The following is a 23940-nucleotide window of genomic DNA, read 5'->3' as shown; positions in this document are numbered from 1 at the left end:
TTCTTATGATTAAAAATGGCATTAAAATATCAAAATCTCAATCTCGTGGTGATGAAGTTGGGTTACTTTTTTTCTTATTAGTAATCTTCTTTTTCCTAATAGTTAGTTTAACTAGATTTTCAATAATTGGTAAAGTACTTGATGATTTTCTTTTTTCTTTTTTATTTGGATGAGTGAAATATGCTGTTTATTTCTTTCTTTTTTTAATGATTATTCCTTTAGCTTTTGGTTATAGCATGCAATTTAAATTGAAGTATATTTTTGTTACTTTTTTATTTTTAGTGATTAGTTGTTGGACAACACAAACTTTAACTTTAATAATTTTAGGAAAGAATAATTTATGAACTAGTTATTATAATTTAAACCTATTAAATATTAGTGAAATATACGTTAAAACATGATGAAATACAAATGCTATAAATAATTATCTAGGTTTTTTTGCTTCACCAATTTCTTTTAAAGACTTTAGTGTTGAAACCTTTTTTCCAGCATATGCTACTGGTGGCATTATTAGTAATGTTTTAATAGGTATTTTTAATTATGGTTTTTTTGTTACTAATTTAATTGCAAACTTTATTAGTATTTTTTCTTTAACTTGTTTATTTATTTTTAATAAACCTTTTATTTTCTTTAGCAAAATGAAACAAATTATTAAACAAATTATTAAACAAATTATTAAACAAATTATTATTAATAATAAAAATAAAAAGCAAAAAAATAAAATAAATGCTGATTTAAAACAAAAACATATTAAGTTAAAAAAAGAAAAATTATTAATTGATAAACAAGTTAAAAAATCTTTTAGAAAAGAAAATAATTTTAATAAGGAATCAAAGAAGGAACCACCTATATCACCAGTAAAAAAAGTAGAAATAAAACAAAATGAAATAAAACAAAATGAAATAAAACAAAATGATAATAGTGACATTATCAATAAATCTTCTTCACCTATTGTTTATTTTAATGAAAATAGTTATTTAACTCCTTTTGGTAAAATTGACCCTGAAAAACAAAAAGATGTAATGAGTAATAGCAAAGGTACTCTGGTAGTTAAAAAAAGTTTAGAAGATAGTATTTTAAATCGTGAAATTATTAATGATAACGATACTATTATTAATAACGAATCATAAGTAATTAATAATGAATAAAATTAAGAGTTTACTTTAGGATAAAACATTATATTAATGTTAAAATCAAAGTATCTTTTAATTTGTTAATAAATTTAGGTGAACTAATGGCAGAAAAATCTTTACTACAAATGAAAATTAAACTTTTACCTAATATTGCTGGATGCTATTTATTTAAAGATATACATAATAATTTAATTTATGTTGGTAAAGCTAATTCATTAAAAAAACGAGTAACTTCATATTTAAATAAAGCCAGTAATTTTAAAACAATGTTATTAGTTAATGATATTCATGATGTTGAATACATTACGACATCTAATGAAAAAGAGGCTTTAATTTTAGAACAAACATTGATTAAAAAACATCATCCTAAATATAATATTTTGTTAACAGATGATAAAAAATATCCTTATATTCAAATCACTAATAATCGTGATCCACAATATCGTTATGTACGTAGTGCTACTAAAAAAGAGGGACATTATTATGGACCATTTCCCGATGGTACTGGTGCGCGTGAAATTTTAAAGTTATTGGAACGAATTTTTCCATTACGAAAATGTGCTGGTAATCTTGGTAAACCTTGTTTATATTATCATTTACAGCAATGTTCTGGCGCTTGTTTTAAATCAGTACCTATTACTTATTATGAAGATATGATTAGTAAAATTGATCAATTTTTCAAAGGGAATGTTACTGCTGTTAAAAAAATATTAATTAATAATATGAATATTAGTGTTGAAAACTTACAATTTGAAAATGCTAATCGTATTAAAATTTTGTTATCAAAAATAGATCTATTTTTATCACAACAAGTTGTTGAGTTTCAAGATTATGGAAATCGCGATTTTATTAATTTTTTAATTGAAGATGAAATGGTTGTTTTAATTACTTTATTTTATCGTAATGGTAAATTGCAAGCTAAAGATGAACAAATAGTTCAAAATAATTACTTAGAAATTCAAGATTTAATTCGTAATTATTGTCAACAACTATATAGTAAAAATACATTGCCAAATGAAATATATTTACCATCAAATATTGATTTAAAACAATTAAAATTATTATTTCCACAAATAAAATTTATTAATCCAATTAAAGGAACAAAAGAACATATTTTAACATTGGCAAAAACCAATGCCATTTATGCATGAAATAATTATTTACAGACTAATCAGTTTAATGCGCCGTTAAATATGATGAAAGTATTATCACAATGATTAAAAATTCCTAATTTAAATCATTTAGAGGTTTTTGATGTTTCTAATCTTCAACAAAGTGCTAGTGTTGGTGGTATGATTGTTTATAAGAATGGTAATCCTAGTTTTAATGATTATCGCAAATTTTTATTAGATCCAAAAATTGTTGATGATTATCATCGTTTTTGTGAAATGATTTATCGTAGATATCATCACTTAGTTATTAATAAATTGCCACTTCCTGATTTAATTATTGTTGATGGTGGAAAACCACAAATTAGTGCTACATTAGAACAACTAACATTATTAAACTTAACAATTCCTATTATTGGATTAGTTAAAAATAAAAAACATCAAACTGATAAAATTATAAATGATAAAATGCAAATTATTAATATTCCTAAGACTGATGCTTGTTTTTTATTTTTGAGTAAATTACAAGATCAAGTTCATAATTATGCAATTAAATATCATAAAGCAAAGCGAAGTCAATCAATGATAAGTAGTGTTTTATCATCAGTACCAGGAATTGGTTTACAATTACAAAATAAAATATTACAGCAATTTCCAACTTGACAATTATTGCAAAATGCTACAAAAACAGAACTTTCATCATTAGTTAAATCAAAAGTAATTTTAGAAAAACTATGAAAAGAATTACATAGTTTTGAATAATATGTTATTAAGAAATAAATAATAACGTAAATAAGATATTTATCTAAGTTACTAATGTAAAAATATCAAAAGTTAGATAAAAAATATCTTAATGTTTTAAGATATTGAAAATTTTAACGTATTGCTTTCGTTTGTGAAAGAATTTTGCATTTGTAAATCGATACTACTAATATGTTCTCAACTCTCAATACTATTTTTATCTTTTGGCATATAATAGTCAATAATTTTTTTTCTATTTTCACTAGCATTTTTATTAATTTCTTTTTTTCAATTGGATTTCAATTTGGAGATGAAGGAATTAATTGTTTTATAAATACTTTATTTTTATAAGTTAATTGATGTTCTTTTTTAATAGTCAAAGTATTTTTTGGTTGTAATAACATACAAGCGTGATTTCATGCTGAATTTCCTGAGTTATTTTGATAATCAATATCAACTGGTCATTCATTTATTAAATAAGTTACTAATTTTTGTCAATCATTTAATACTGCTATATGTAATAATGAATAATTTTCTTTTCCAAACTTTAGAATATTAATAAAATCTTTTTTTAGAGAATGATTATTAAGTTCTGAATTAATATTTTTAAGTTTTTGATTTAAATTATGTTTATAGTTATCAATGATTTCAATAATTTCTTCTTGATTATTTTTTCAAATTTCATTATCATTTTGATTATCTTTTATTTTATTAGTTTTTTTTAGTTGTTCATTTAAAACATTATTAATGTTTAGTATCATTTCTTTAGCATTTATTAAATTTTCTGCCTTTAGTTGATTTATTTGATTTATTTGTTCGATTATTCTTGCTATTTTTATATGGTTATTTTTATTGGCCATCATTAAAGCTGTATTACCATTTTGATTTGCATAATTAAGATTAGCGTTATTTTCTATTAAACTATTAACAATTTTTAAAAAACCATTTTTAGCAGCTAAGATTAAAGCGGTATCACCAACTTGATTTGTATGATTAACATTGGCGCCATTTTTTATTAAAGCATTAGTAATTTCTAAAAAACCATTTTTAGCAGCTATCATTAAAGGACTGTAACCAGATTGATCTGAATAATTAACATTAACATTTTTTGCTAGTAAAGTGTTAACTATTTCCAAATAACCTTTTCAAGTACTTCATATTAAAGCTGTATCACCTTTTTCATTTACATAATTAATATTGGTATTATGTATTATTAAACTATTAACTATATTTAGATAACCATTTCGCGCGCTTCATATTAAAGCATTATTATTTATTTGATTTGTATGATCGGTATTAGCATTATGCGCTATTATAACATTAGTTATATCTAAATATCCGTTTGTAGCGGCTCACTTGAAAGCAGTGTAACCTTCTATATTTTCATGATTAATATTAATATTATGTTGCATTATTAAGCTATTAACAATATTTAAGTGTCCGTTTCTGGCGGCTCATATTAAAGCTGTATCACCATAACGATTTTCATGATTAATATTAGCAAAATTATCGATTAAGAGATTAATGATTTCATGGTGTCCGTTTCTGGCAGCTAAGATTAAAGCGGTTTCATCATTATCTTCATTTATATGATTAACATTGGCATTATGTGTTATTAATACATTAACGATATTTAAGTGTCCGTTTTTAGCAGTTAGTGTTAAAGCAGTATTATTAAAATTATTAGGATGATCAATATTAATATTATGTTGCATTATTAAGATATTAACGATATTTAAGTGTCCGTTTTTAGCAGCTAAGATTAAAGCAGTTTCATTACCATTATTTTCATGATTAATATTAGCGTTATTTTCTATTAGTGTATTAACTATTTCAATATGATTATTTTCAGCAGCTAATAATAAAGCAGTATTACCAAATATATTAGCATGATTAATATTAGCATCATTTTCTAGTAAAGTTTTAACGATATTTAAGTGTCCATTTCAGGCGGCTAGTGTTAAAGCACTAAAATTATTTATAGTTAAATAATTAACATCAGCACAATTATTTATCAGTAAAATATTAATTGTATCTAAATCGCCATTTCAAGCACTATTTATTAATTTTTCATTTAAATCGTCATTCATTTTTTTACTCCTTTAACAATAAAAAACCCATTTATTTTGTAAACATTAAAATAAGTAAGCGATAAAATTCTATAATCTTTATAAGATTATTATATTTATTTTTTTTATGATTCAAATATTAACTTTTAATTAATTTAAAAGTTAATAGTTTTTTTATATTTATTTTTATAGCTGTTTTATTAATAATTAAAAATTATTAGTTAAATATTTATTTTAAATGTATTATCTTAAATTTTGTATAGAAACCTTTAACTTTAAATTATAAAATTGATTTAGTTCTTTTATTGACATTATCTTTAAATAAATATATGATAAAATGAAAATGAAGTAAATTGTAGTAAGGAGTTTTTTTTCATGGCAAATAAACCAAAAAACAGTGTTTATAATGAATCATCAATTCAAATTTTAGAAGGTCTAGAAGCAGTTAGAAAAAGACCTGGAATGTATATTGGTTCTACTGATAATCGTGGTCTTCATCATCTAGTTTGAGAAATTGTTGATAATGGTATTGATGAAGCATTAGCTGGTTTTTGTACTAGTATTGTTGTTACTATTAATGTTGATAAGTCAGTTACTGTTGAAGACAATGGTCGTGGTGTTCCAACTGGTATGCATGCTTCAAAAAAAAGTACTCCCGAAGTTATTTATACGGTTTTACATGCTGGTGGAAAATTTGACACTAATAGTTATAAAACCTCGGGTGGTTTACATGGCGTTGGTGCTTCAGTAGTAAATGCTTTAAGTAATTGAATGATTGTTACTATTCATCGTGATAAAAAAATTCATGAAATTAAATTTAAAAATGGTGGTAAGATTGATCAAAGTTTAAAAATGATTGGTAACACTTATAAAACAGGAACTAGGGTACAATTTTTACCTGATTTTCATCGTGTTTTTCTAGGTTGTGATTGAAATGTTCATTTATTTGAACAACATTTACGTGAAAGTGCTTTTTTAATTAATGATTTAAGTATTCAATTAATTGATAAGAGGACAGGTACTGAAGAAACTTTTCATTATGAAAATGGCTTAGTTGCTTTTATGCAATATTTAAATAAAGATAAAAAAAATTTATCACCAATTGTTAGTTTAAAAGGTAAACAAAATAATATTGACGTTGAAATTGTATTACAATATACGGAAGATTATAGCGAAACGTTAGTAGGGTTTGCCAATAACGTTAAAACTGTTGATGGTGGAAGTCATTTAGTTGGTTTTAAAAGTGGTTTAACAAAAGCTATTAATGAATATGCAAGAAAACAAGAATTATTAAAAGCAAAAGATAAAAATTTAGAAGGTAATGATTTGCGAGAAGGTTTGGTTGCTATTGTTTCGTTGCGTATTCCTGAAAATTTAATTCAATACGAAGGTCAAACAAAAGGTAAATTAGGAACGCCCGAAGCAAGAATTGTTGTTGATAATATTGTTAATGAAAGATTTTCATTTTGACTTCACGAAAATAGTGATGCTGCTAAAAAAATTATTGATAAAGCCATTAAGGCTCGTGATATTCGTAATGCTTTAAGAAAAGAACGTGAATCATTGCGTAATAAAAGTAAAGATACGCAAAAATTTTTAGTAGGTAAATTGGTGCCTGCACAAAGTAAAAATCCTAATATTAATGAATTATTTTTAGTGGAAGGAGATTCCGCTGGTGGCAGTGCCAAGTCAGGTCGTGATCGTAAGTTCCAAGCGATATTACCGTTAAAAGGAAAAGTAATTAATGCCGAAAAAACTAAAGTAATTGATCTTTTTAATAATGAGGAAATTAGTATGATTATTAATGCGATTGGTGCTGGTGTTGGTAACGAATTTAGTATTGAAAATTGTAATTATAATAAAGTCATTATTATGACTGATGCCGATACTGATGGTGCCCATATTCAAATTTTATTACTAACTTTTTTCTATCGTTATATGCGAGATTTAATTACTTCGGGTAATATTTATATTGCATTACCGCCTTTATTTAAAATTTCTTTTAAAGAAGAAGAGCAAGAGAAACATGTATATGTTTGAAATGAGTTAGAATTAAAAGATAAAGTTGAAACAATTAAAGGTAAATATGACCTGCAACGTTATAAAGGTTTAGGAGAAATGAATGCTGAACAATTATGAGAAACAACTATGGACCCAAACGTCCGTCAATTAATTAAAATTACTATTGAGGATGCTCTATCAGCAGAAACAGAAATTCAAATATTAATGGGTGATAAACCAGAAAAAAGACGAAAATGAATTGAAGAAAATATTTCTTTTGAAGCTAGTGATTATTAAGAAAAAAAGGAGTTTATAAGTTATGAATAGTAAAGAAGAGATTCAAAAAAATAATGAACAAATTTTATCTTATCCTATTGATGATATTGTTGCAGAACGTTTTGGTCGATATGCCAAATATATTATTTTAGAACGAGCATTGCCCGATGTCCGTGATGGTTTGAAGCCAGTTCAACGTCGAATTTTGCATGCTATGAATGATTTGGGTTTAACCAATGATAAAGCATATAAAAAAGCAGCTCGTGTTGTTGGAGAAGTAATTGGTAAATATCATCCTCATGGTGATACAGCGGTTTATGCTGCGATGTGTAGAATGGCACAAGAGTGAAAGGTAGCATGACCATTAGTACAAATGCACGGTAATAAAGGTTCAATTGATGGTGATAATCCTGCTGCGATGCGATATACAGAAGCACGTTTATCATTAATTTCAGAATTATTACTGAAGGATATTAAGAAAAATACTATTAGTTTAATTAAAAATTTTGATGAATCAGAAACAGAACCAACAGTTTTACCTGCCTATTTTCCAAATTTATTAGTAAATGGTGCTTCTGGAATTGCCGTTGGAATGGCAACTAATATTCCACCTCATAATTTACAAGAAGTAATTAATGCAATTGTCATGAGAATTAATAATCCACAATGTAATTTAAACGAATTAATGCGTGTTATTAAGGGTCCTGACTTTCCAACCGGAGGAATTATTCAAGGGATTAAAGGTATTAAAGAAGCTTATCGTTCTGGTAAGGGGCGAATTGCAATTCGTGCCAAAACTCATATTAATAATGAAGGTGAAATTCCACAAATAATTATTACCGAAATTCCATTTGAAGTTATTAAACAAGATTTAATTAAAAAAATTGATGATGTTAAAACATTAGCAAAAATTCATGGTATTAAAGAAGTACGTGATGAAACGGATCGTTTTGGTTTACGAATAGTTATTGATTTAGTAGAAGATAGTAAACCACAAGAAATTTTAAATTATTTATTTAAAAATACCAATTTACAAATTTATTATAACTTTAATTTAGTAGCAATTGCTAACAAAAAACCAGTACAAATGAGTTTAATTAATATGTTAGATTTTTATATTAATCATCAAATTGATGTTGTTACTAAGCGTTCACAATATGACTTAGCACAATTAGAACGAAGATTAGAGATTGTTAATGGTTTAGTTATTGCATTAAGTGAAGTTGATAAAGTAATTAAAATTATTAGAACATCAACTGACCGTATGCAAGCAAAATTAAATTTAATATCAGCTTTTAATTTTACTGATATTCAAGCAGAAGCAATTGTACAATTGCGTTTATATCGTTTAACTGCTACTGATATTCAATCATTAGTTTTAGAAAAAGCAGATATTGAAAGTAAAATTATTGTTTTACAAGAAATTCTTAATAATGAAAATTCACTACGTCAAGTTATTATTACTGAGTTAGAACAAATTAATTCTCATTTTTCTGGATTAAGAAAATCACAAATTCAAGGTGAAATTTCTGAAATTACAATTGATGAAAAAGCAACATTGCGACAAGAAAATGTATTTGTTAGTATTAGTTATGATGGTTGAATTAAGGTAATAAGTAGTAAAGTATTTTTACAAAATCTTGATTATCAAGATTTTGGGCGTAAGCCAAATGATGTTATTATTGGTGGAGCAATGTTCAATAATTTTAATAATTTATTATTTTTTACAAATAAAGGTAATTATTTTTTAATACCAATTTTTAAATTAGAAGAAAATAAATGGAAAGATAATGGTATTCATGTTAATACGTTATGTAAACTTGAAGGAAATGAAAAAATTATTAGTGTTGCGCAAGTTAATAGTTTTGAACAGCCAAATGTAAATATAGTAGTCGCTACTAGATATGGTTTAATTAAAAGAATGCCACTTTTAGAGTTAGCAACTACCAGATTTAATAAAACCGCCAAATATGTTAAATTAAAAGAGAACGATAGTGTTATTAGTGTTAATAGTACTACCGGTCATGATTTTATTGTTATTAGTACTCGCAAGGGTATGACTTTAAAATATTTAGAAACGAAAGTTCCATTATTAACTAAAACTGCAACAGGTGTTAAAGCTTTGAAAATTAATTCTGAAGAAGATGAAGTGGTAGGAATGGCTTGTGGTAATAGTAATGATATTTATGCAATGTTAACATCAGTTGGAACAATTAAACGAATGTTATTCAATACTATTGAACAAACTTCACGAACAACAAAAGGTAATAAAGTAATAAAAGTTCCTAAAAGTAAAAGTATTAGTATTATTAAAACTTTCTTATCACCAGCAACATCTTTTATTAATATATTAACGAAAAAAGAAAAATGATTAGTGATTAAAGCAAGTGACATTAATCTTAGCAAGGTAAATGAAGGAACTGGCAAAGTAGTTGTTGATGATATTATTGCTGGCGGTAGTAATTTAGTGATTGATTTAAAAACTGATGTTATTGATGCTGATATATCATCAATATCAGAAAATTTTGATGGAAAAGAAAGCAACAATGGTATTTAAAATAAACTTTTTTATTGAAAATTATGGACTTTTTAAAGAATTAGTTTTTTTGATTTTCATAATATAAATTTAAATAATAATTTTAGTTAAGAGTGAATAGGATATGACTTATATCAATGCTATAATTATTATGGTAGTGATTTAAGGAGGAAGTATAGATGACAAATAATATTATTAAATATCAATCTCTAATTAATGGTGACTTGTATGAAAATGGTAATTGAATATCAGTTATCAATCCCACCACTAATAAAATAGCAGGCCAAGTTCCTGCCTTAACTAAAGTTGAAATTAAAAAAGTATATGAATCTGCAAAATTTGCTCAAAAAAATTGAGAACAAATGCCTATTTTAAAAAGAATTTCTTTTTTAAATTCTTGAAAACAATTAATTATTCACGATAAATTAATACTTGCTGAATTAATGACTAATGAAATTGCTAAAGGCACAAAAGCAGCTTGCAGTGAAATTGATAGAACAGTTGAATATATTGAATATACTTTACAAGAAGCATTACGTCTTCATCCTGAATCTTATACAGGTGATAGTTGAGGAAGTATGAACAAATTAGCTGTTTTTGAATACGTACCAAAAGGAATTGTTCTTGCTATTTCCCCTTTTAATTATCCGATAAATTTATCAGTCTCTAAAATATTTCCAGCACTTGTGACTGGTAATAGTGTTGTTTTTAAACCCGCAACACAAGGATCATTGGTGGGATTACACTTAGCTAAATTAGCTAAAGAAGCTAACATTCCTAATGGTGTTTTTAATGCTATAAGTGGTAAAGGTAGTGAAATTGGTGATAGTTTAGTTGAAAATGAAGCAATTAATGTTATTTCTTTTACTGGTAGTGCTGTTGTTGGTAATCGTATTTCACAGAAATCTTTAAAAGCTGATTTGATTTTAGAATTAGGAGGTAAAGATCCAGCAATAGTGCTTAATGATGCTGATCTTGAAGATACAGCAACCAAAATCATTAAAGGTGCATTTAGTTATTCAGGACAACGCTGTACTGCTATTAAAAGAGTGTTAGTACAAAGAAAAATTAGTAGCAAATTAATTCCAATTTTAAAAGAAAAAGTTGAAAAGTTAACTGTTGGTTTGCCCACAGATGATTGTGATATTACTCCTGTTATTGATCAACCAACAGTTGATAATGCTAAAAAATTAATTAAAGATGCTTTAGATAAAGGAGCCAATTGTTTAGTTGGTAATAAATTTAAAGAAAATTTAATGTGACCAACTATTATTACTGACGTAACAACAAAAATGAATTTAGCATGAGAAGAACCTTTTGCACCATTGTTGCCGATTATTATTTTTGATGAAGTAAAAGAAGCAATTAATATTGCAAATGATTCACAATATGGTTTACAAGCTTCTGTTTTTACTACTAATATTAATAGTGCAATGAGTATTGCTAAATTATTAGAAGTTGGAAGTGTTAATATTAACGATCAGTCACAACGTGGTCCCGATCACTTTTCTTTTGTTGGTGTTAAGGATTCGGGTCTTGGCGTACAAGGTATTCGTCCTTCGTTACTTGCTTTTACTAGACCAAAAGGGATTGTTATTAATTGAAAAACAAAAATTTAAAAGAAAAAATAAAACTTATTTTAATAAAAAAATAAGTTTTATTTTTTTATTAAAATAGTGGTAAGATAAAAATATAATAAATTTTTGTCCTTGTTAATTAGATTTTTATTTTTTTAACATTCTTATATAAAAAGCATAATAAAAATATTACATATCATTGTAACTTTTATTTTAAAAAGTAAGTTATTAAAATAGTGCCGAGGATAAAGTACTGTTACATGAAATGCAAAAAATATGGAGGTAAATATGGCAAAACGAAAAATTGTCCTTGTTGGATGTGGAGCTGTTGGTAGTAGTTTTATTTACAGTGCCATTAATCAAGGTTTAGCCCAAGAATATGTATTAATTGATGCTTTTGAAGGTATAGCTGAAGGTAATGCGATTGATTTTGCTGATTGTCAAGCAGCTTTAGATCATCCTTTTATTTCAATTAAGGCGGGAAATTACAGCGATTGTAAAGATGCTGATATTATTGTTATTACTGCCGGAAGACCACAAAAAGATGGTGAAACAAGATTAAATATGGTAGCAGATAATGCCAAAATTATGAAGAGCATTGCTTTAGAAATTAAAAAATCAGGATTTAAAGGTGTTACTATTATTGCATCTAATCCTGTTGATATTATGACAACTGTTTATCAAAAAATTACACAATTTGATTATCATCAAGTATTAGGTTCTGGTACAATTTTAGATACCTTACGTTTACAATATTTAATTGGAGAAAAAATTGCAGTTAATCCAAAGTCAGTTGCTGCTTATGTAATTGGTGAACATGGTGATTCTTCAATGATTCCTTGAAGTTCGGTTTCGGTAGGTAATAAAACTATTTATCAACAAATTACTGAAGGTAGAATTAAAGAAAAAGATTTAGAAGAATTAAGAAAAGAAGTAGCACAAAGAGCTTATAAAATTATTAAATTAAAGCGTGCAACTTTTTATGGTATTGGTGCAGCATTGGCATTATTAGTAAGAAATATCCTTGAAGGACAAAATCACGTTTTAGTAGCAGGTGCTTATTTACAGGGAGAATATGGACAGCAAGGTTTTTATATTGGTGTACCAACAATACTTTACGAAAAAGGTTGAAAAAGAGTAGTTCAGTTACCATTAACGAAAGAAGAGCAAACGGCATTTGATAAATCTTGTGCAATTATTAAAGAAACTTTAGAAACAGTTTTTGCTGCTATTAAATAAAAGATAGGAGTAGTTTATTCGTGAATACAAGTGTAGAAAATATCAATAATGAAGAAACATTAACAAGTATTGAAACTTATATTGCTGTTTATAAGTATGCATTAAAGAAAGCAGAAAGTCCGTTATTAAAAACTTTTTTAATGGGTATTGCGGCTGGATTTTTTGTTGGTATTGCTTATATTGCGGCTATTTTTGGTAGTAGAGGATTAAGTGATAATGGTATTAAAAATTTAACATTTGGTTTTATTTTTACTTTAGCAATTACTATGATTGTCTTTATGGGTGGTGAACTTTTTACTTCTAATTCCATGATATTTATGCCATTAATAAAAAAACAAGTTAAGTTAACAAGAATGTTAATTAACTTACTAGTAGTATTAATTGGTAATTTTATAGGTTGTTTTATTCTTTCATTATTTACATGATGAGCAGGCTTTTTTGATAATCAAGCTTTTTTGGATAATGCTGTTAGTATTTTTAATCATAAATTAGTAATGTCTTGATGAAAAGCCTTTTTTAGTGGTATATTATGTAATTTTTTAGTAGCAGGAAGTGTTTATATTTCTCATGCCACTCGTTTATCTACTGCTAAATTTTTATTAATAGGATTAGTAATTATGGTTTTTGCCTTATCTGGTTTTTCTCACGTTGTAGCAAATTCTTATGTTTGAGGATTAGGGCCTTTATTTAATATTTATGGAATTCATAGTGGATTTAATGACTTTTTACAATTTGGTTATCAAGTACAACTTCCAACCTTATTTGGTAATTTTATTGGTGGTGGTATTTTATTACCTGGTATGTATTATTTAATCTTTAGAAAAGAATTACCAAAAATAACATTATAAATATATTATTAGTTTAATATAAAAATTAATCCATTACTTTAGTTTTAAGTAATGGATTTATTAATTTTATGAAAATAAATTAATTGTAAATAGAAGTTATTTGATAAGTATATTTTAAAATTTGTTTCTTTATTTCATACAATAAAAGAAATTAACTATATTCGTGATGATGAAGTTATTATTAACTCAGATAATGGAGACTATAGTCTTTTAGTAAGTAATTCCGATTTTACTATTAATAAATTATCGTGAACAGCAAAATATTTTTTTAAAACTAATAGAGAAGTTTGAGTAATTAAAGATGATAATAATCAAGTATTAATTTATGATTATGTAAGTAATACATATTCTGAATTAGATCTTTATGGAATTGATATTATTAGATTAAATAGTAAAACATATATTTTAAAAGAAGATAGTAAAAATATTCAAATTATTGATTCATCAGGTCAAGTTATTAAAGGAAAATATAATTTTGAAATTTCTGATGATTATGATTTATTGAATATTAATAGTCAATTATTACTTTTATTTGATCGACAACAAAAAATGACAGTTAGAATAATTGAGAGAAATCTTAATTCTGAAAATGAATTAGTTGTATTAAAAACAATAAATTTAACTAATGAAATAAGTGAAATAAAATTATTAAATAATCAAGAAAATAAGGGTAAATCTTCAACTAATTTTTTCGTTAAAACATTAAATAATCCAAATTATGTTCTTAATATTGATTCAAATATAAACAAAATTGAGAATTTAGAAGTTAATACTAAAAGTATTCCTGATGGAATGAATGGCGAAATTAATAGATATAATAAAACAGTTAGTATTTTTACACAGTATAAAACTGATGACTTATATTGATATCAAGTATTTTAAATAATATTATTTAAATAATTACCTAGTTACTGATATTTTGTATTTTTAATATTAGTAACATTTTTTCATATAAGGAAGTTTAAAAATAATTCTTTTATTTAATTGAACTAACTATTTAATTATGCAATAATATTGTATTGTATATAACTCAATTATTATTAAGGAGGCGCACAATGCGTGATGGATTAACTTTAAGATGTGAAGTTTGCAAAGAAGAAAATTATATTGCTGATCGTAATAAAAAAACTAAGCCTGAAAAATTAGAAACAAAAAAACATTGTTCTCGTTGTAATCAACATACACTACATAAAGAAAAGAAATAAGTTTTACTTATTTCTTTTCTTTAATTTGCAGTACAATATACTTAGTTATTAATTAATGATTTATTAAAAGGATTGAATTTAAAATGAAAAATTTAAATAAAAAAGAAATTATTGAAACAATATTAACCAAAAATAAAATAGATGCTATGTTATTTTACTCTTCCGAAAATCGCTTTTGATATAGTGATTTTATTTCAACGTTAGGTTATTTATTGATTAGCAAAAATGATGCAAATTTATTATTAGATGGAAGATATATTACTGAGGGAAAAGAAAATGCCAAAAATGTTAAATGCATTCAATTTAGTAATATTTTTTCTTCGTTGAAAGATTTATTAAAATCACAAAAAATTAAAAAAATTGGTTTTGAAGCAGAATATATTACTATTGCTCAATTAGAAAGTTGAAAGCAAGAAATTAAAGATATTGAATTTGTTCCAATTTATGTTAGTTCATTAAGAATGATTAAAGATGAAATCGAAATTGCACGAATTGCAAAAGCTTGTGCTATTGGTGATTTGGCTTTTAATGAAGTTTTAAGCTTTATCCGACCTGGTGTTAGTGAAAAAGATGTTGAAGATATAATATTACGTTCATTTGTTAAAAATGGTGCAACAAAAGCATCATTTGATACTATTGTTGCTTCTGGAGAAAGAGGAGCAATGCCTCATGGTAAAGCTAGTAATAAAAAAATTGGCAATAATGAGTTAATTACTTGTGATTTTGGTTGTGTATATGAAGGTTTTTGTTCAGATATGACTAGAACTTTTGCGATTGGTAAAGTTAATCCAAAATTAATTGAAATTCATGAAATAGTTAAATCAGCACAAATGGCAGGAATTAAGGCTGTAAAATCAGGTATAGCTATTGGTGAAATTGATAAGATTTGTAGAGAATATATTAAAGAAAAGGGTTATGAACAATATTTTACTCATGGTACTGGTCATGGACTTGGTATTGAAATTCATGAATCGCCTTGAGTTATTAAAAATGAATCTACTATTTTAGTTCCGGGAATGGTTATTACTGTTGAACCAGGTATTTATATTCCTAATTTAGGTGGTGTTAGAATTGAAGATGATATTTTAGTTACCAAAGATGGTTATCAAATTTTAACAAAATCATCTCGTGAAATTGACATTTGAAAGGAAAAAAAATAAAAATGATTAACGTTAATGATTTTAAACCAGGAATTACTTTTTTACATAATAAAACTGATATTTTAATAGTTATTGAATCAGCACATTCTAAAAGTGGACGTGGACAAGCGCATGTGAAGGTAAAAGCAAAAAATTTAAGGACACAAGCTATTATTAGTATTACTTTTACCGGTGGTGATACAGTTTATCCAGCTATTATTGATAAACGACCAGCAATTTATAGTTATGATGATGGTATGTATTCAGTTTTTATGGATAATGAAGATTATAATGAAATTAGGATTGATCAATCACGCTTATCATGAGAAAAAAAATTTTTAGTTCCTGGTAATGAAGTATCATTAAGGGTTTATAAAAATTTAGAAATATTAGGTATTGATTTACCTCCTTCGGTAGTATTAGCGGTTGTTGATGCTCCACCAGGAGTCAAGGGAAATAGTGTTTCTAATACGACAAAAACAGCTATTTTAGAAACTGGTTTACAATTACAAGTACCAATGTTTATTAATAATGGTGATAAAATTGTAGTAAGTACAGATGAAGGGAAATACAAAACTCGCGCTTAAGAAAGGTGAATATTATGGAAATACTTATTGAAGAAAGTAAAGTTGGAACATTAAAATTATCTTCGTTAGTTATTAAAAAATTTATTTATATGTTATTAATTAATGATAACTACTATCAATTAACATTAGAAGATGTTGAAGTTCTAATGTTAGAAACAAATGATATTACTGCTATTAATAATAATATTGTTGTGCGAATAAAATTAATTGTTAATCCAAATGAAGATTTAGTAAATTTAAAAAATAAAATTAATAATTTAATTTTAAGACGTACTGAATCAGCTTTAAATTTATTTTTATTAAATATTCATATAATATTTATTGCTAAAACTAAGGAAGTAGAAATCAACAATGCAAGAACAAAAGAAGATAACCCAGCATCATAAAAGAATTGGCATGATGGAAGTATTATATCAATATTTCCTTGAAGGTCAATCACAACAAGCATTTAAACAATTTCTTTTTGAAGAAGAAGGTAAGAGTTTAATTACTGAACAATGTGAGATATTAAATAAAATAATTGATTATGAATATGATTTAATAGATTTAATTAATAAAAATTTAAAACAAGGATGAGATTTTGAAAATTTAAAACCAATTGAACAAGCAATTTTAATTTTAGCAGTGTATGAAATTGTCCATACTAAAACAGATAAAAAAATTATTATTAATGAAGCTATTATTATAACTAAAGTTTATTGTCCAAATGATGCTTATAAATACATTAATGGTGTTTTAGATAAAATAAATAAGTAATTATAACTAGTATATGATTGAATTTAGTTAATAACTATATTTCTAATATAAATATATTATCTTATTTTAAAGATATTTTTTATGTTATAATGTAATATTTTTGTTCAATGTAACTATTTTTTAAAAATTAATAGTTAAAAAATAAAAAAATAAAGTATAATATACTTTAATAAACTTAATATAAGTTTTTATCCATTGTTTTTTTAAAGCAAATGGGTTCTTTTGTTTTTAAAAAGGAGAAGTATATATGCCATTAACTAAAGAAGAATCTTTTTTACTATTAGATAAAGAAATTAATAAATTAGATGAAAAAATATCTTATATTGATAAAAAAAATACAGAATTAAAATTAAATATTTCATTAATCGAAGAGGAGGAATTTTTTACATTAGATGAAGAAATCAATGAATTAACTGGACAAATATTTGATGAAGAAGATAAAAATATAAAATTAATAGGAGAAATTAAAGTATTAGAAAAAAATATTAAAGTTTTAGAAAAACAAAAAAACCAAAAAAATTGAAAACTAACTTTTTTAAATGTATTTACTTTTGGTATTTTTAAATATTATAAAAACAAAAATATTGATAAGCAAATTAAAGAAATAAAAATTAAGAGAGAATGTTTGAAACAAACGATAAATAATAATAAAAATATTATTAAATTGTTAAAAATTCAAAAATTAAAAATTATTAAAAAAACTAATATTCTTTTAAAAAACTTATTTTTTGTTAACAATCGATTAATTAAAATTAATAAAGAATTTTTTCAACAGTTAGATAATTTAAAAAATCAAATAGCAAAAATAGTAGATCCTATTAATAATGATTCTTCATTAGAACAAAATTCTTCTGGATATAATAGTGATGATGATAGTCATATTGAAGTACTTTCTGAATCTGAGAAAAAAGATGATATTTTAAAAATATCTTTAAATAAAAAAAGTATCTTTAGTGAAGAAATAGAAGTAGATGTTACTGTTAATAAATTAAATTTTAATGATGATGATAGTGATATTGAAGTACTTTCTGAATCCGAGCAAGAAGATGATATATTTTTAAGTAAAGATAGTGGTTTTAATGAAGATGATGACGGCAGTGATATTGAAGTACTTTCTAAATCAGTGGAAGAAGAAGATGCTAAAATATTTGGAAGTTGTTGTTTTAGTCAAAATTTAATAAACAATTTCGCGAAAAGTTTTTCTACAGTACCTCCTATTTTACAAAAAAGTATTTTAACTAGTTAAAATACTTTTTTTAAAACATATTAGTGAAAAAAATAAAAATAATAATTAAAAATAAAAAAGTAAGTATAATTTAATTTATAAACTAAATATAGTTTTTAACCTATTGCTTTATTTATAAGTAAATGGGTTTTTTTAATTTTTAAAGGAGAAAAAAATGTTAATCGAAAAAATTAATATATTAAAAAAAGCAAAAGAAGAATTGGATAAAGAAATATTTTTTATTGAGAAAAAAAGTGAAGAAATAGTTGAGCAAATTGAATCTTTAGAAAATAAAATTAAACGTTTAAAAAAATTAAAAAAATCAAAAAAAATACAACTATTTTCAAATATTAATAAACAAATTAAAAAAACAGAATTAAATATAAAAACTTTAATAGAAGAAATTGATGAAAATGAAAAAAATGCACAACCATTTAAAAATTCAAAATTAAATATTTTAAAAGAAATTATTGATTTACAAGGTCAGTTATATGAAAATAAAGTTAAGAGATATAAAGAAATATTTGAACAATTAGATTTTATTTTAAAAAATAAAAACTTTGAAGAATTAGAACATTCTATATATCCATCTAAGAAAAATCCTTTTGAAGAAGATGGTGATACAGAATTATTTGATAGTATTAGTTTCTCAGCAATTCAAATTAAGGATTTAGAACAAAAAATATTTGATTTTGAAGAAAAAAATAAAGAAATATTAGATAAAATTGATTTACTTGAACGTGATATTCAAGATTTAAGAGAAAAAAAAGCAGAAAAAAATTGACAAATAACTTTTGTAAATACTATTAGTTTTGGTATTTTTAAATATGTTAGAAACAAAAAAGTTAATAAAGAAATTAAAGAAATAAAATTGAAAACAAGAAATTTAAGAGAAGAAATAAATGAAAATGAAAAAAATATTAAACCACTTAAAGTTTTAAAATTAAATATTTTTGAAAATATTATTAATTTACAAGTCAGTTTGATTAATAAAATTACAAATGAAAAAAATGAAGAAATTTTTGATAAATTAAATTTAATTTCAGAAAATGAAATATCAAAGCAATTTGATGAAAATAATCCTTTTTCTAGTAAAAAAGAATTAATTTCAAGAGTTAATAGTCAATATAGTGATCTTGGTTTTGAAACAGATATTGAAAAAAATCAATCTTGTTTTAGTTTGCCAAATGAAGATAAAGCAGAAGAAAAATTAAGTTCTTCTTTGAGATTAATAAATTATTTATAAGAAAAAAAGATTTTAGTTAAGAATGGATTTAAAAAGTTATTATTTAAAATAACTTTTTAAATTTATATATTAAATATAATTAATTATCAATGATATTATTGGCAATTAAATATAATAAATAAGTACATAATGTTACTTATTTATTTCAATGTTATAATTATTTTAAGATTAAATTTAAAAATATATAATTAGATTGGAAGTAAAAAATGATTCCCGAATATCGATTATTTAACCATCTTTTGCTTTTAAAAAGTAATTATTTTTTTAAGCGCGAAATTAAAAAAAAATTAGGTCATTTAAAAGCAAAAGATTATCGTAATACTTATAACTTAATATTTAATAGTAATCAAAATTTAATGTTTATGAAAATAATAAGTGTTTATTTATATTTCAATAAAATTTCTTATAAAGAATATTTAAGATTAGTTGCAAATTTTATATTAACTATTTCTGCTTTAATTCCTACTTTTAAGCGTCAAGAAAAACAGTTAGATGATTATCAAAATGCCAAGGAACTTTTATTATTACTTGGATGTAAAGATCAAATAAAAGTTTGGTTTGATGATACTTCAAAAGTAGTATTACCTGATTTTTTGATAAATAATTCTAATTTGAAAAAAGAAAGTTTGCTAATAATTAAAAGATTGGTAAATATTAGTGGTAATATTTTTATTAATTTAACTAAGAATGAAACAAACATAAAAAATAATTATGAGTTTGGAAGTTTATTAATGTTATTTTATTTGTTGGATTTAGAAACTAGAAAAACATTGCTGACAAAAGATAGTACTGATTTAAATTTAAAAGCTTTTTTTTCATATGAAACTTTATTTACTAATAAGTTGATAATTTTAGATGAATTGGTTAAATGCGCTATGCGCTTAGAACAAACTAATTTTAATTTTTATATTAGAATAATGAATTATTCTTTGTTAGGAAATTATCAATAAATTAAGGAGAAAAAATATGAATAATTATGATGTAAAAGTTGATAATATTAAAAGTAAATTTTTAAATATTAATAAAGATATTATTATTGCTTTGTCTTCTATTTATGATCAAAATATTGCTTATGAAGTTTATTTAGTTTTTGATGGTAAAGATATGTTACTTAATAGTAATAGTAATATTTTATTTGAAAATAATAGTAATTGTATTTTTATTGGTATTGGTAGTACCAATAATATGACTCGTTTTAATGATTTAGCAACTTATACCAATGATGATGTAAAAATATTAATGACAAAATATTTTCCTGAATTAAAAAAAAGTAACATTGATTTTCTTGGTGGTAATGGTAAAAATTACTTAGAATTTATTATTAATGAGGTTATACCATTTGTTATTAAAAAGTTTAATTTAAAAATTAAAAATTTAAATGCCATTGGTTGTTCTTTGGGGGCATATTTTTGTTTACAAATGTTATATTTATCAAAATTACCATTTACAAAATTATTATTATTTTCGCCAGCAATTTGATTTAATTCACAAATTATTGAAGATTTAAAAACTAAAGTTTTAAATAATAATCAACCTTTAATAGTTGAACTATGGGTAGGAAAAAAAGAACCAAAGTTTTTTGAAGGCAAATTAGTAACAAATTATGAAAGTAATACTATTGAATTAAAAAAAATATTAACTAATAGAAAAATTACTACTAATCTAGTAATTGATGAAAATGGTGCTCATGGTTTTAAATGATGAATTAAATATATTAATGAAAATCCTTTAATTCTTATTAGCTAATTGAAACTATGGTTTTTCTTTTTTTCTAAAAATATTATTAATTTTTAGAATTAAAATAATACTTGCAAAAAATAATACAATAGTATTATTTGTAATAATAGCAGGTTGATTAGACAATATTGCAAAAATAATTCATGTTATTGCTGATAGTACAAAAATAATATACATATATAATGATAATGATTTTGTATCTCTGGTGCGAATTATTTTAAAACTTTGGGGAATTAAAACAATACTAGTTAAAATTGCTCCAATTCAAGATAAAATATTAATTGTAAGTTCCATATCTTTCTCTCCTAAATTCTTACTATATTTTAGTATTCTAAATTTTATTATAAGATATTAATGGTTAAGTTGATAGTAAAAATAATAATTTTAAGTATAATTATTTTAATAAATTAATATATGGGAGGAAAAGTGAGCAGAAATAATAGTATTATAAAGTTTAATGAGAATGAATTAAAAATTATTAAAGAAAATATACATTCAATTTATAACAAGATTTTAAATACTTCCTTTAAGCGAATGTTTATAAGCAATGTATATAAAATTATTGCTTATATTATTTTGGCATTAGGTTTTTTTACTATTATGTTAGGGATAATTTTTCTGAGTAGTTTATTACCTGAAAAAGTGTCTAGCACATTTTATTTAGTAATAGTTATTATTGGTATTATTTTTATTTTAGTTGGAACATTGTTAGTAACAGTTGGACAAACTTTTTCCAAAAAAATAAAACGAGAATTTTTAGAATATAATATTAATTATTTAAAAATGGCAGTTAATTCTACTTTTAAAGCAGTTGAAATTACTAATGTTACTAAGAATTTTACCATTGTACCACAAAAATTCTTAGTTATTGGTAGTGATTTTAATCATCGTGTTTGAACTGAAAAAGTTATTATTGGTAGTATTAATGATAAAAATTTTAATTGTGGAACAACGTTAGAAAAGATTACTAGAACTTACAAGACAGGAAAAACTACAACTACTAGTACTACATATAATCGATATCTTTATTTTACGTGTTTAATTGATATGCAAGATGTAATAACAACGATTGTTCCTGAAACATTAGGTTCAAGAATTATGGGTTCAAATCGTGGTGATCAACTTGAATCAGCAGCATTTGAGAAGTTATTTGCTCTTGATTATAGTGATCCAATTAAGTTAAGAAAGTTATTAGTGCCAAAAGTAATGAGCAAAATGATTGATTTAGCAAATATACAAGAAAAAATACCACGTATTTATGTTAATAAAAATCAAGTTACTCTAATGTTTCCTTATATGAATATTGGTTCTGATAATAGTTCTACTGCTAATTTATTAAATTTAGTTATTGCTAATAGTGAAGAAAAATTATTAGAAAATATTGTTGAAATGTTAAATTTTACATTAGATATTATAATAAACTCTTATCAATGAGTAGTAAGTTTAGATTTAAGTAAGGAATTATTATTTAAATAATTAAAAAATATTAAAAGTGATTGGGAATTCCAATCACTTTTAAATTTAGATTATTAATCTTGTCATTTTAATTTGTGAGCAGCAATTCCCATAAAAATTGCTAGTATTATTAAACTAATACCTCCATATAAATACATTTCTCATGTCATTTTAAATGTTCCATTTCAACATTCAAAGTAAGGCAAAGTAGAGTATTTAAATGGTGAGAAATAACTAATAATATTTAATACTTTACTACTTGTAATTCAATCAATAGGCATAATTGAGCCACTTAAGTAAGCAACAGGTAAATATAATACGTTGGCAACAGCAATAAATGAAGTAATAGTCTTAAATAATGATGCTAACATTATTCCCAAACCAATAGTAGTAATAAAAATAATAATAATTCATGGAATCGAAGCACCAATTTGAGTAGGAAGAGCAATAACACTTCAGCCATACGTACCACCAAAGTAAATGCCACCTCATAATAATGTTCATAAGAAAGAAATTATTGAAGCAAATACACCGATGATAATTACAGCAGTAACAAAAAATAAGGGATGAATATTAGTTGCACCAATTCTTTTTAGTAATACAGATAATTTAAATTCAATAATTGTTTGAGGAATAATAAATATTCCAACTGAAATAATATTAATAATCGCAATACCAGCAATCATTTGTTTAACGGCAGTAATGGTGCCAGCAACATCAGCACCAGTATGCCGTATTGATTCTCCTTGAATTCCCAAGATTAGAATTGGATAAACAATTAGAAAAAATGGGACAAAGAAGCCTTTTAGATAATATTTAAACATTAAATTCAATAACGGTATTTGTTTAGAAGGGCGTGTTTTTGCGGCATTTACAATTTTGTTTGGATCTTGCTGACCTTTTTTCTTAGATAATGCTTCTTTTTCTGCAGCAATAGTAGGTTTTTTATATTTTTGAAATTGTTGAGATGTATAGTTATGAACTGAACCATATTCTTTAACAACCTCTTTAACAGTCCGTTTTTCAATAATGTCACCATCGTGCATATAAATGATACGTGT

21 protein-coding genes are annotated in these 23940 nt (G+C 24.1%); 18 read left to right on the top strand and 3 right to left on the bottom strand.

The window, feature by feature from the left end; all coding sequences use genetic code 4:
* Positions 1 to 5 precede the first annotated feature (5 nt).
* Both AACL05_RS06130 and uvrC read left to right on the top strand, forming a co-directional pair.
* Positions 6 to 1130 carry a hypothetical protein gene (locus AACL05_RS06130; protein WP_338985882.1) on the top strand — a complete coding sequence of 375 codons (1125 nt, stop codon included), beginning with the start codon at positions 6 to 8 and terminating at the stop codon, positions 1128 to 1130.
* 104 nt (positions 1131 to 1234) lie between these two features.
* Positions 1235 to 3004 (top strand): excinuclease ABC subunit UvrC, encoded by a 1770-nt coding sequence (gene uvrC / locus AACL05_RS06125; protein WP_338985881.1) that lies wholly within the window; start codon positions 1235 to 1237, stop codon positions 3002 to 3004.
* 113 nt (positions 3005 to 3117) lie between these two features.
* Here the strand turns inward: uvrC and AACL05_RS06120 are convergent, their stop codons facing one another.
* Positions 3118 to 5073 carry an ankyrin repeat domain-containing protein gene (locus tag AACL05_RS06120; RefSeq protein WP_338985880.1) on the bottom strand — a complete coding sequence of 652 codons (1956 nt, stop codon included), beginning with the start codon at positions 5071 to 5073 and terminating at the stop codon, positions 3118 to 3120.
* A 354-nt stretch (positions 5074 to 5427) separates the two neighbouring features.
* On the opposite strand from AACL05_RS06120, the gene parE reads away from it, so the two are divergent.
* The 15 genes from parE (at position 5428) to AACL05_RS06045 (ending at position 21433) form a co-directional block, all read left to right on the top strand.
* Entirely contained in the window at positions 5428 to 7350 is a 1923-nt protein-coding gene (gene parE / locus AACL05_RS06115) for a DNA topoisomerase IV subunit B (protein ID WP_338960672.1), read from the top strand.
* Positions 7351 to 7372: 22 nt separating this feature from the next.
* Positions 7373 to 9886: a DNA topoisomerase IV subunit A gene (gene parC, locus AACL05_RS06110; RefSeq protein ID WP_338985878.1), complete on the top strand. Its 2514-nt coding sequence runs from the start codon at positions 7373 to 7375 to the stop codon at positions 9884 to 9886.
* Between the two features lie 158 nt (positions 9887 to 10044).
* A complete protein-coding gene (locus AACL05_RS06105; protein WP_338960667.1) occupies positions 10045 to 11484 on the top strand; it encodes an NADP-dependent glyceraldehyde-3-phosphate dehydrogenase in 1440 nt (479 codons plus the stop codon).
* Between the two features lie 246 nt (positions 11485 to 11730).
* Positions 11731 to 12681 carry an L-lactate dehydrogenase gene (locus AACL05_RS06100; RefSeq protein WP_338960666.1) on the top strand — a complete coding sequence of 317 codons (951 nt, stop codon included), beginning with the start codon at positions 11731 to 11733 and terminating at the stop codon, positions 12679 to 12681.
* A 20-nt stretch (positions 12682 to 12701) separates the two neighbouring features.
* Complete coding sequence (locus AACL05_RS06095) at positions 12702 to 13529, top strand: formate/nitrite transporter family protein (protein ID WP_338960663.1); 828 nt, start codon at positions 12702 to 12704, stop codon at positions 13527 to 13529.
* 501 nt (positions 13530 to 14030) lie between these two features.
* Positions 14031 to 14411: a hypothetical protein gene (locus AACL05_RS06090; RefSeq protein ID WP_338960660.1), complete on the top strand. Its 381-nt coding sequence runs from the start codon at positions 14031 to 14033 to the stop codon at positions 14409 to 14411.
* Between the two features lie 173 nt (positions 14412 to 14584).
* The gene (gene rpmG, locus AACL05_RS06085; RefSeq protein WP_174481164.1) at positions 14585 to 14734 is read left to right on the top strand and encodes a 50S ribosomal protein L33; all 150 of its coding nucleotides are present in this window, start codon (positions 14585 to 14587) and stop codon (positions 14732 to 14734) included.
* Between the two features lie 83 nt (positions 14735 to 14817).
* On the top strand, positions 14818 to 15894 hold the full coding sequence (locus AACL05_RS06080; protein WP_338960658.1) for an aminopeptidase P family protein: 1077 nt from the start codon (positions 14818 to 14820) through the stop codon (positions 15892 to 15894).
* A 2-nt stretch (positions 15895 to 15896) separates the two neighbouring features.
* Positions 15897 to 16460 carry an elongation factor P gene (gene efp / locus AACL05_RS06075; RefSeq protein ID WP_174481165.1) on the top strand — a complete coding sequence of 188 codons (564 nt, stop codon included), beginning with the start codon at positions 15897 to 15899 and terminating at the stop codon, positions 16458 to 16460.
* Positions 16461 to 16474: 14 nt separating this feature from the next.
* A complete protein-coding gene (locus AACL05_RS06070; protein ID WP_338960656.1) occupies positions 16475 to 16846 on the top strand; it encodes a hypothetical protein in 372 nt (123 codons plus the stop codon).
* Positions 16812 to 17216: a transcription antitermination factor NusB gene (nusB, locus tag AACL05_RS06065; protein WP_338960654.1), complete on the top strand. Its 405-nt coding sequence runs from the start codon at positions 16812 to 16814 to the stop codon at positions 17214 to 17216. The genes AACL05_RS06070 and nusB overlap by 35 nt, the downstream gene beginning before the upstream one ends.
* A 247-nt stretch (positions 17217 to 17463) precedes the next feature.
* Entirely contained in the window at positions 17464 to 18462 is a 999-nt protein-coding gene (locus tag AACL05_RS06060; RefSeq protein ID WP_338960652.1) for a hypothetical protein, read from the top strand.
* Positions 18463 to 18616: 154 nt separating this feature from the next.
* Complete coding sequence (locus AACL05_RS06055) at positions 18617 to 19687, top strand: hypothetical protein (RefSeq protein WP_338960649.1); 1071 nt, start codon at positions 18617 to 18619, stop codon at positions 19685 to 19687.
* Positions 19688 to 19893: 206 nt separating this feature from the next.
* Complete coding sequence (locus AACL05_RS06050; RefSeq protein ID WP_252320766.1) at positions 19894 to 20637, top strand: hypothetical protein; 744 nt, start codon at positions 19894 to 19896, stop codon at positions 20635 to 20637.
* Positions 20638 to 20653: 16 nt separating this feature from the next.
* Positions 20654 to 21433 carry an alpha/beta hydrolase-fold protein gene (locus AACL05_RS06045; protein ID WP_338960646.1) on the top strand — a complete coding sequence of 260 codons (780 nt, stop codon included), beginning with the start codon at positions 20654 to 20656 and terminating at the stop codon, positions 21431 to 21433.
* Positions 21434 to 21439: 6 nt separating this feature from the next.
* Here the strand turns inward: AACL05_RS06045 and AACL05_RS06040 are convergent, their stop codons facing one another.
* Positions 21440 to 21718, bottom strand: a complete 279-nt coding sequence (locus AACL05_RS06040) for a SemiSWEET family sugar transporter (RefSeq protein WP_338960644.1) — start codon at positions 21716 to 21718, stop codon at positions 21440 to 21442.
* Positions 21719 to 21850: 132 nt separating this feature from the next.
* Here AACL05_RS06040 and AACL05_RS06035 point away from each other — a divergent pair, with 132 nt between their 5' ends.
* Positions 21851 to 22900 carry a DUF3137 domain-containing protein gene (locus AACL05_RS06035; RefSeq protein WP_338960641.1) on the top strand — a complete coding sequence of 350 codons (1050 nt, stop codon included), beginning with the start codon at positions 21851 to 21853 and terminating at the stop codon, positions 22898 to 22900.
* A 53-nt stretch (positions 22901 to 22953) separates the two neighbouring features.
* On the opposite strand, the gene AACL05_RS06030 is transcribed toward AACL05_RS06035, so the two are convergent.
* A complete protein-coding gene (locus AACL05_RS06030) occupies positions 22954 to 23925 on the bottom strand; it encodes an ABC transporter permease (protein WP_338960639.1) in 972 nt (323 codons plus the stop codon).
* Positions 23926 to 23940 lie beyond the last annotated feature (15 nt).

Origin of the sequence: Spiroplasma endosymbiont of Thecophora atra, from assembly GCF_964019735.1 — a bacterium.
In the GTDB taxonomy this organism is placed as follows: Bacteria; Bacillota_I; Bacilli_A; order Mycoplasmatales; family VBWQ01; genus Spiroplasma_E; species Spiroplasma_E ixodetis_A.
Note: the sequence above shows the minus strand (reverse complement) of the source record. Positions and strands in the feature narration are given on the sequence as shown.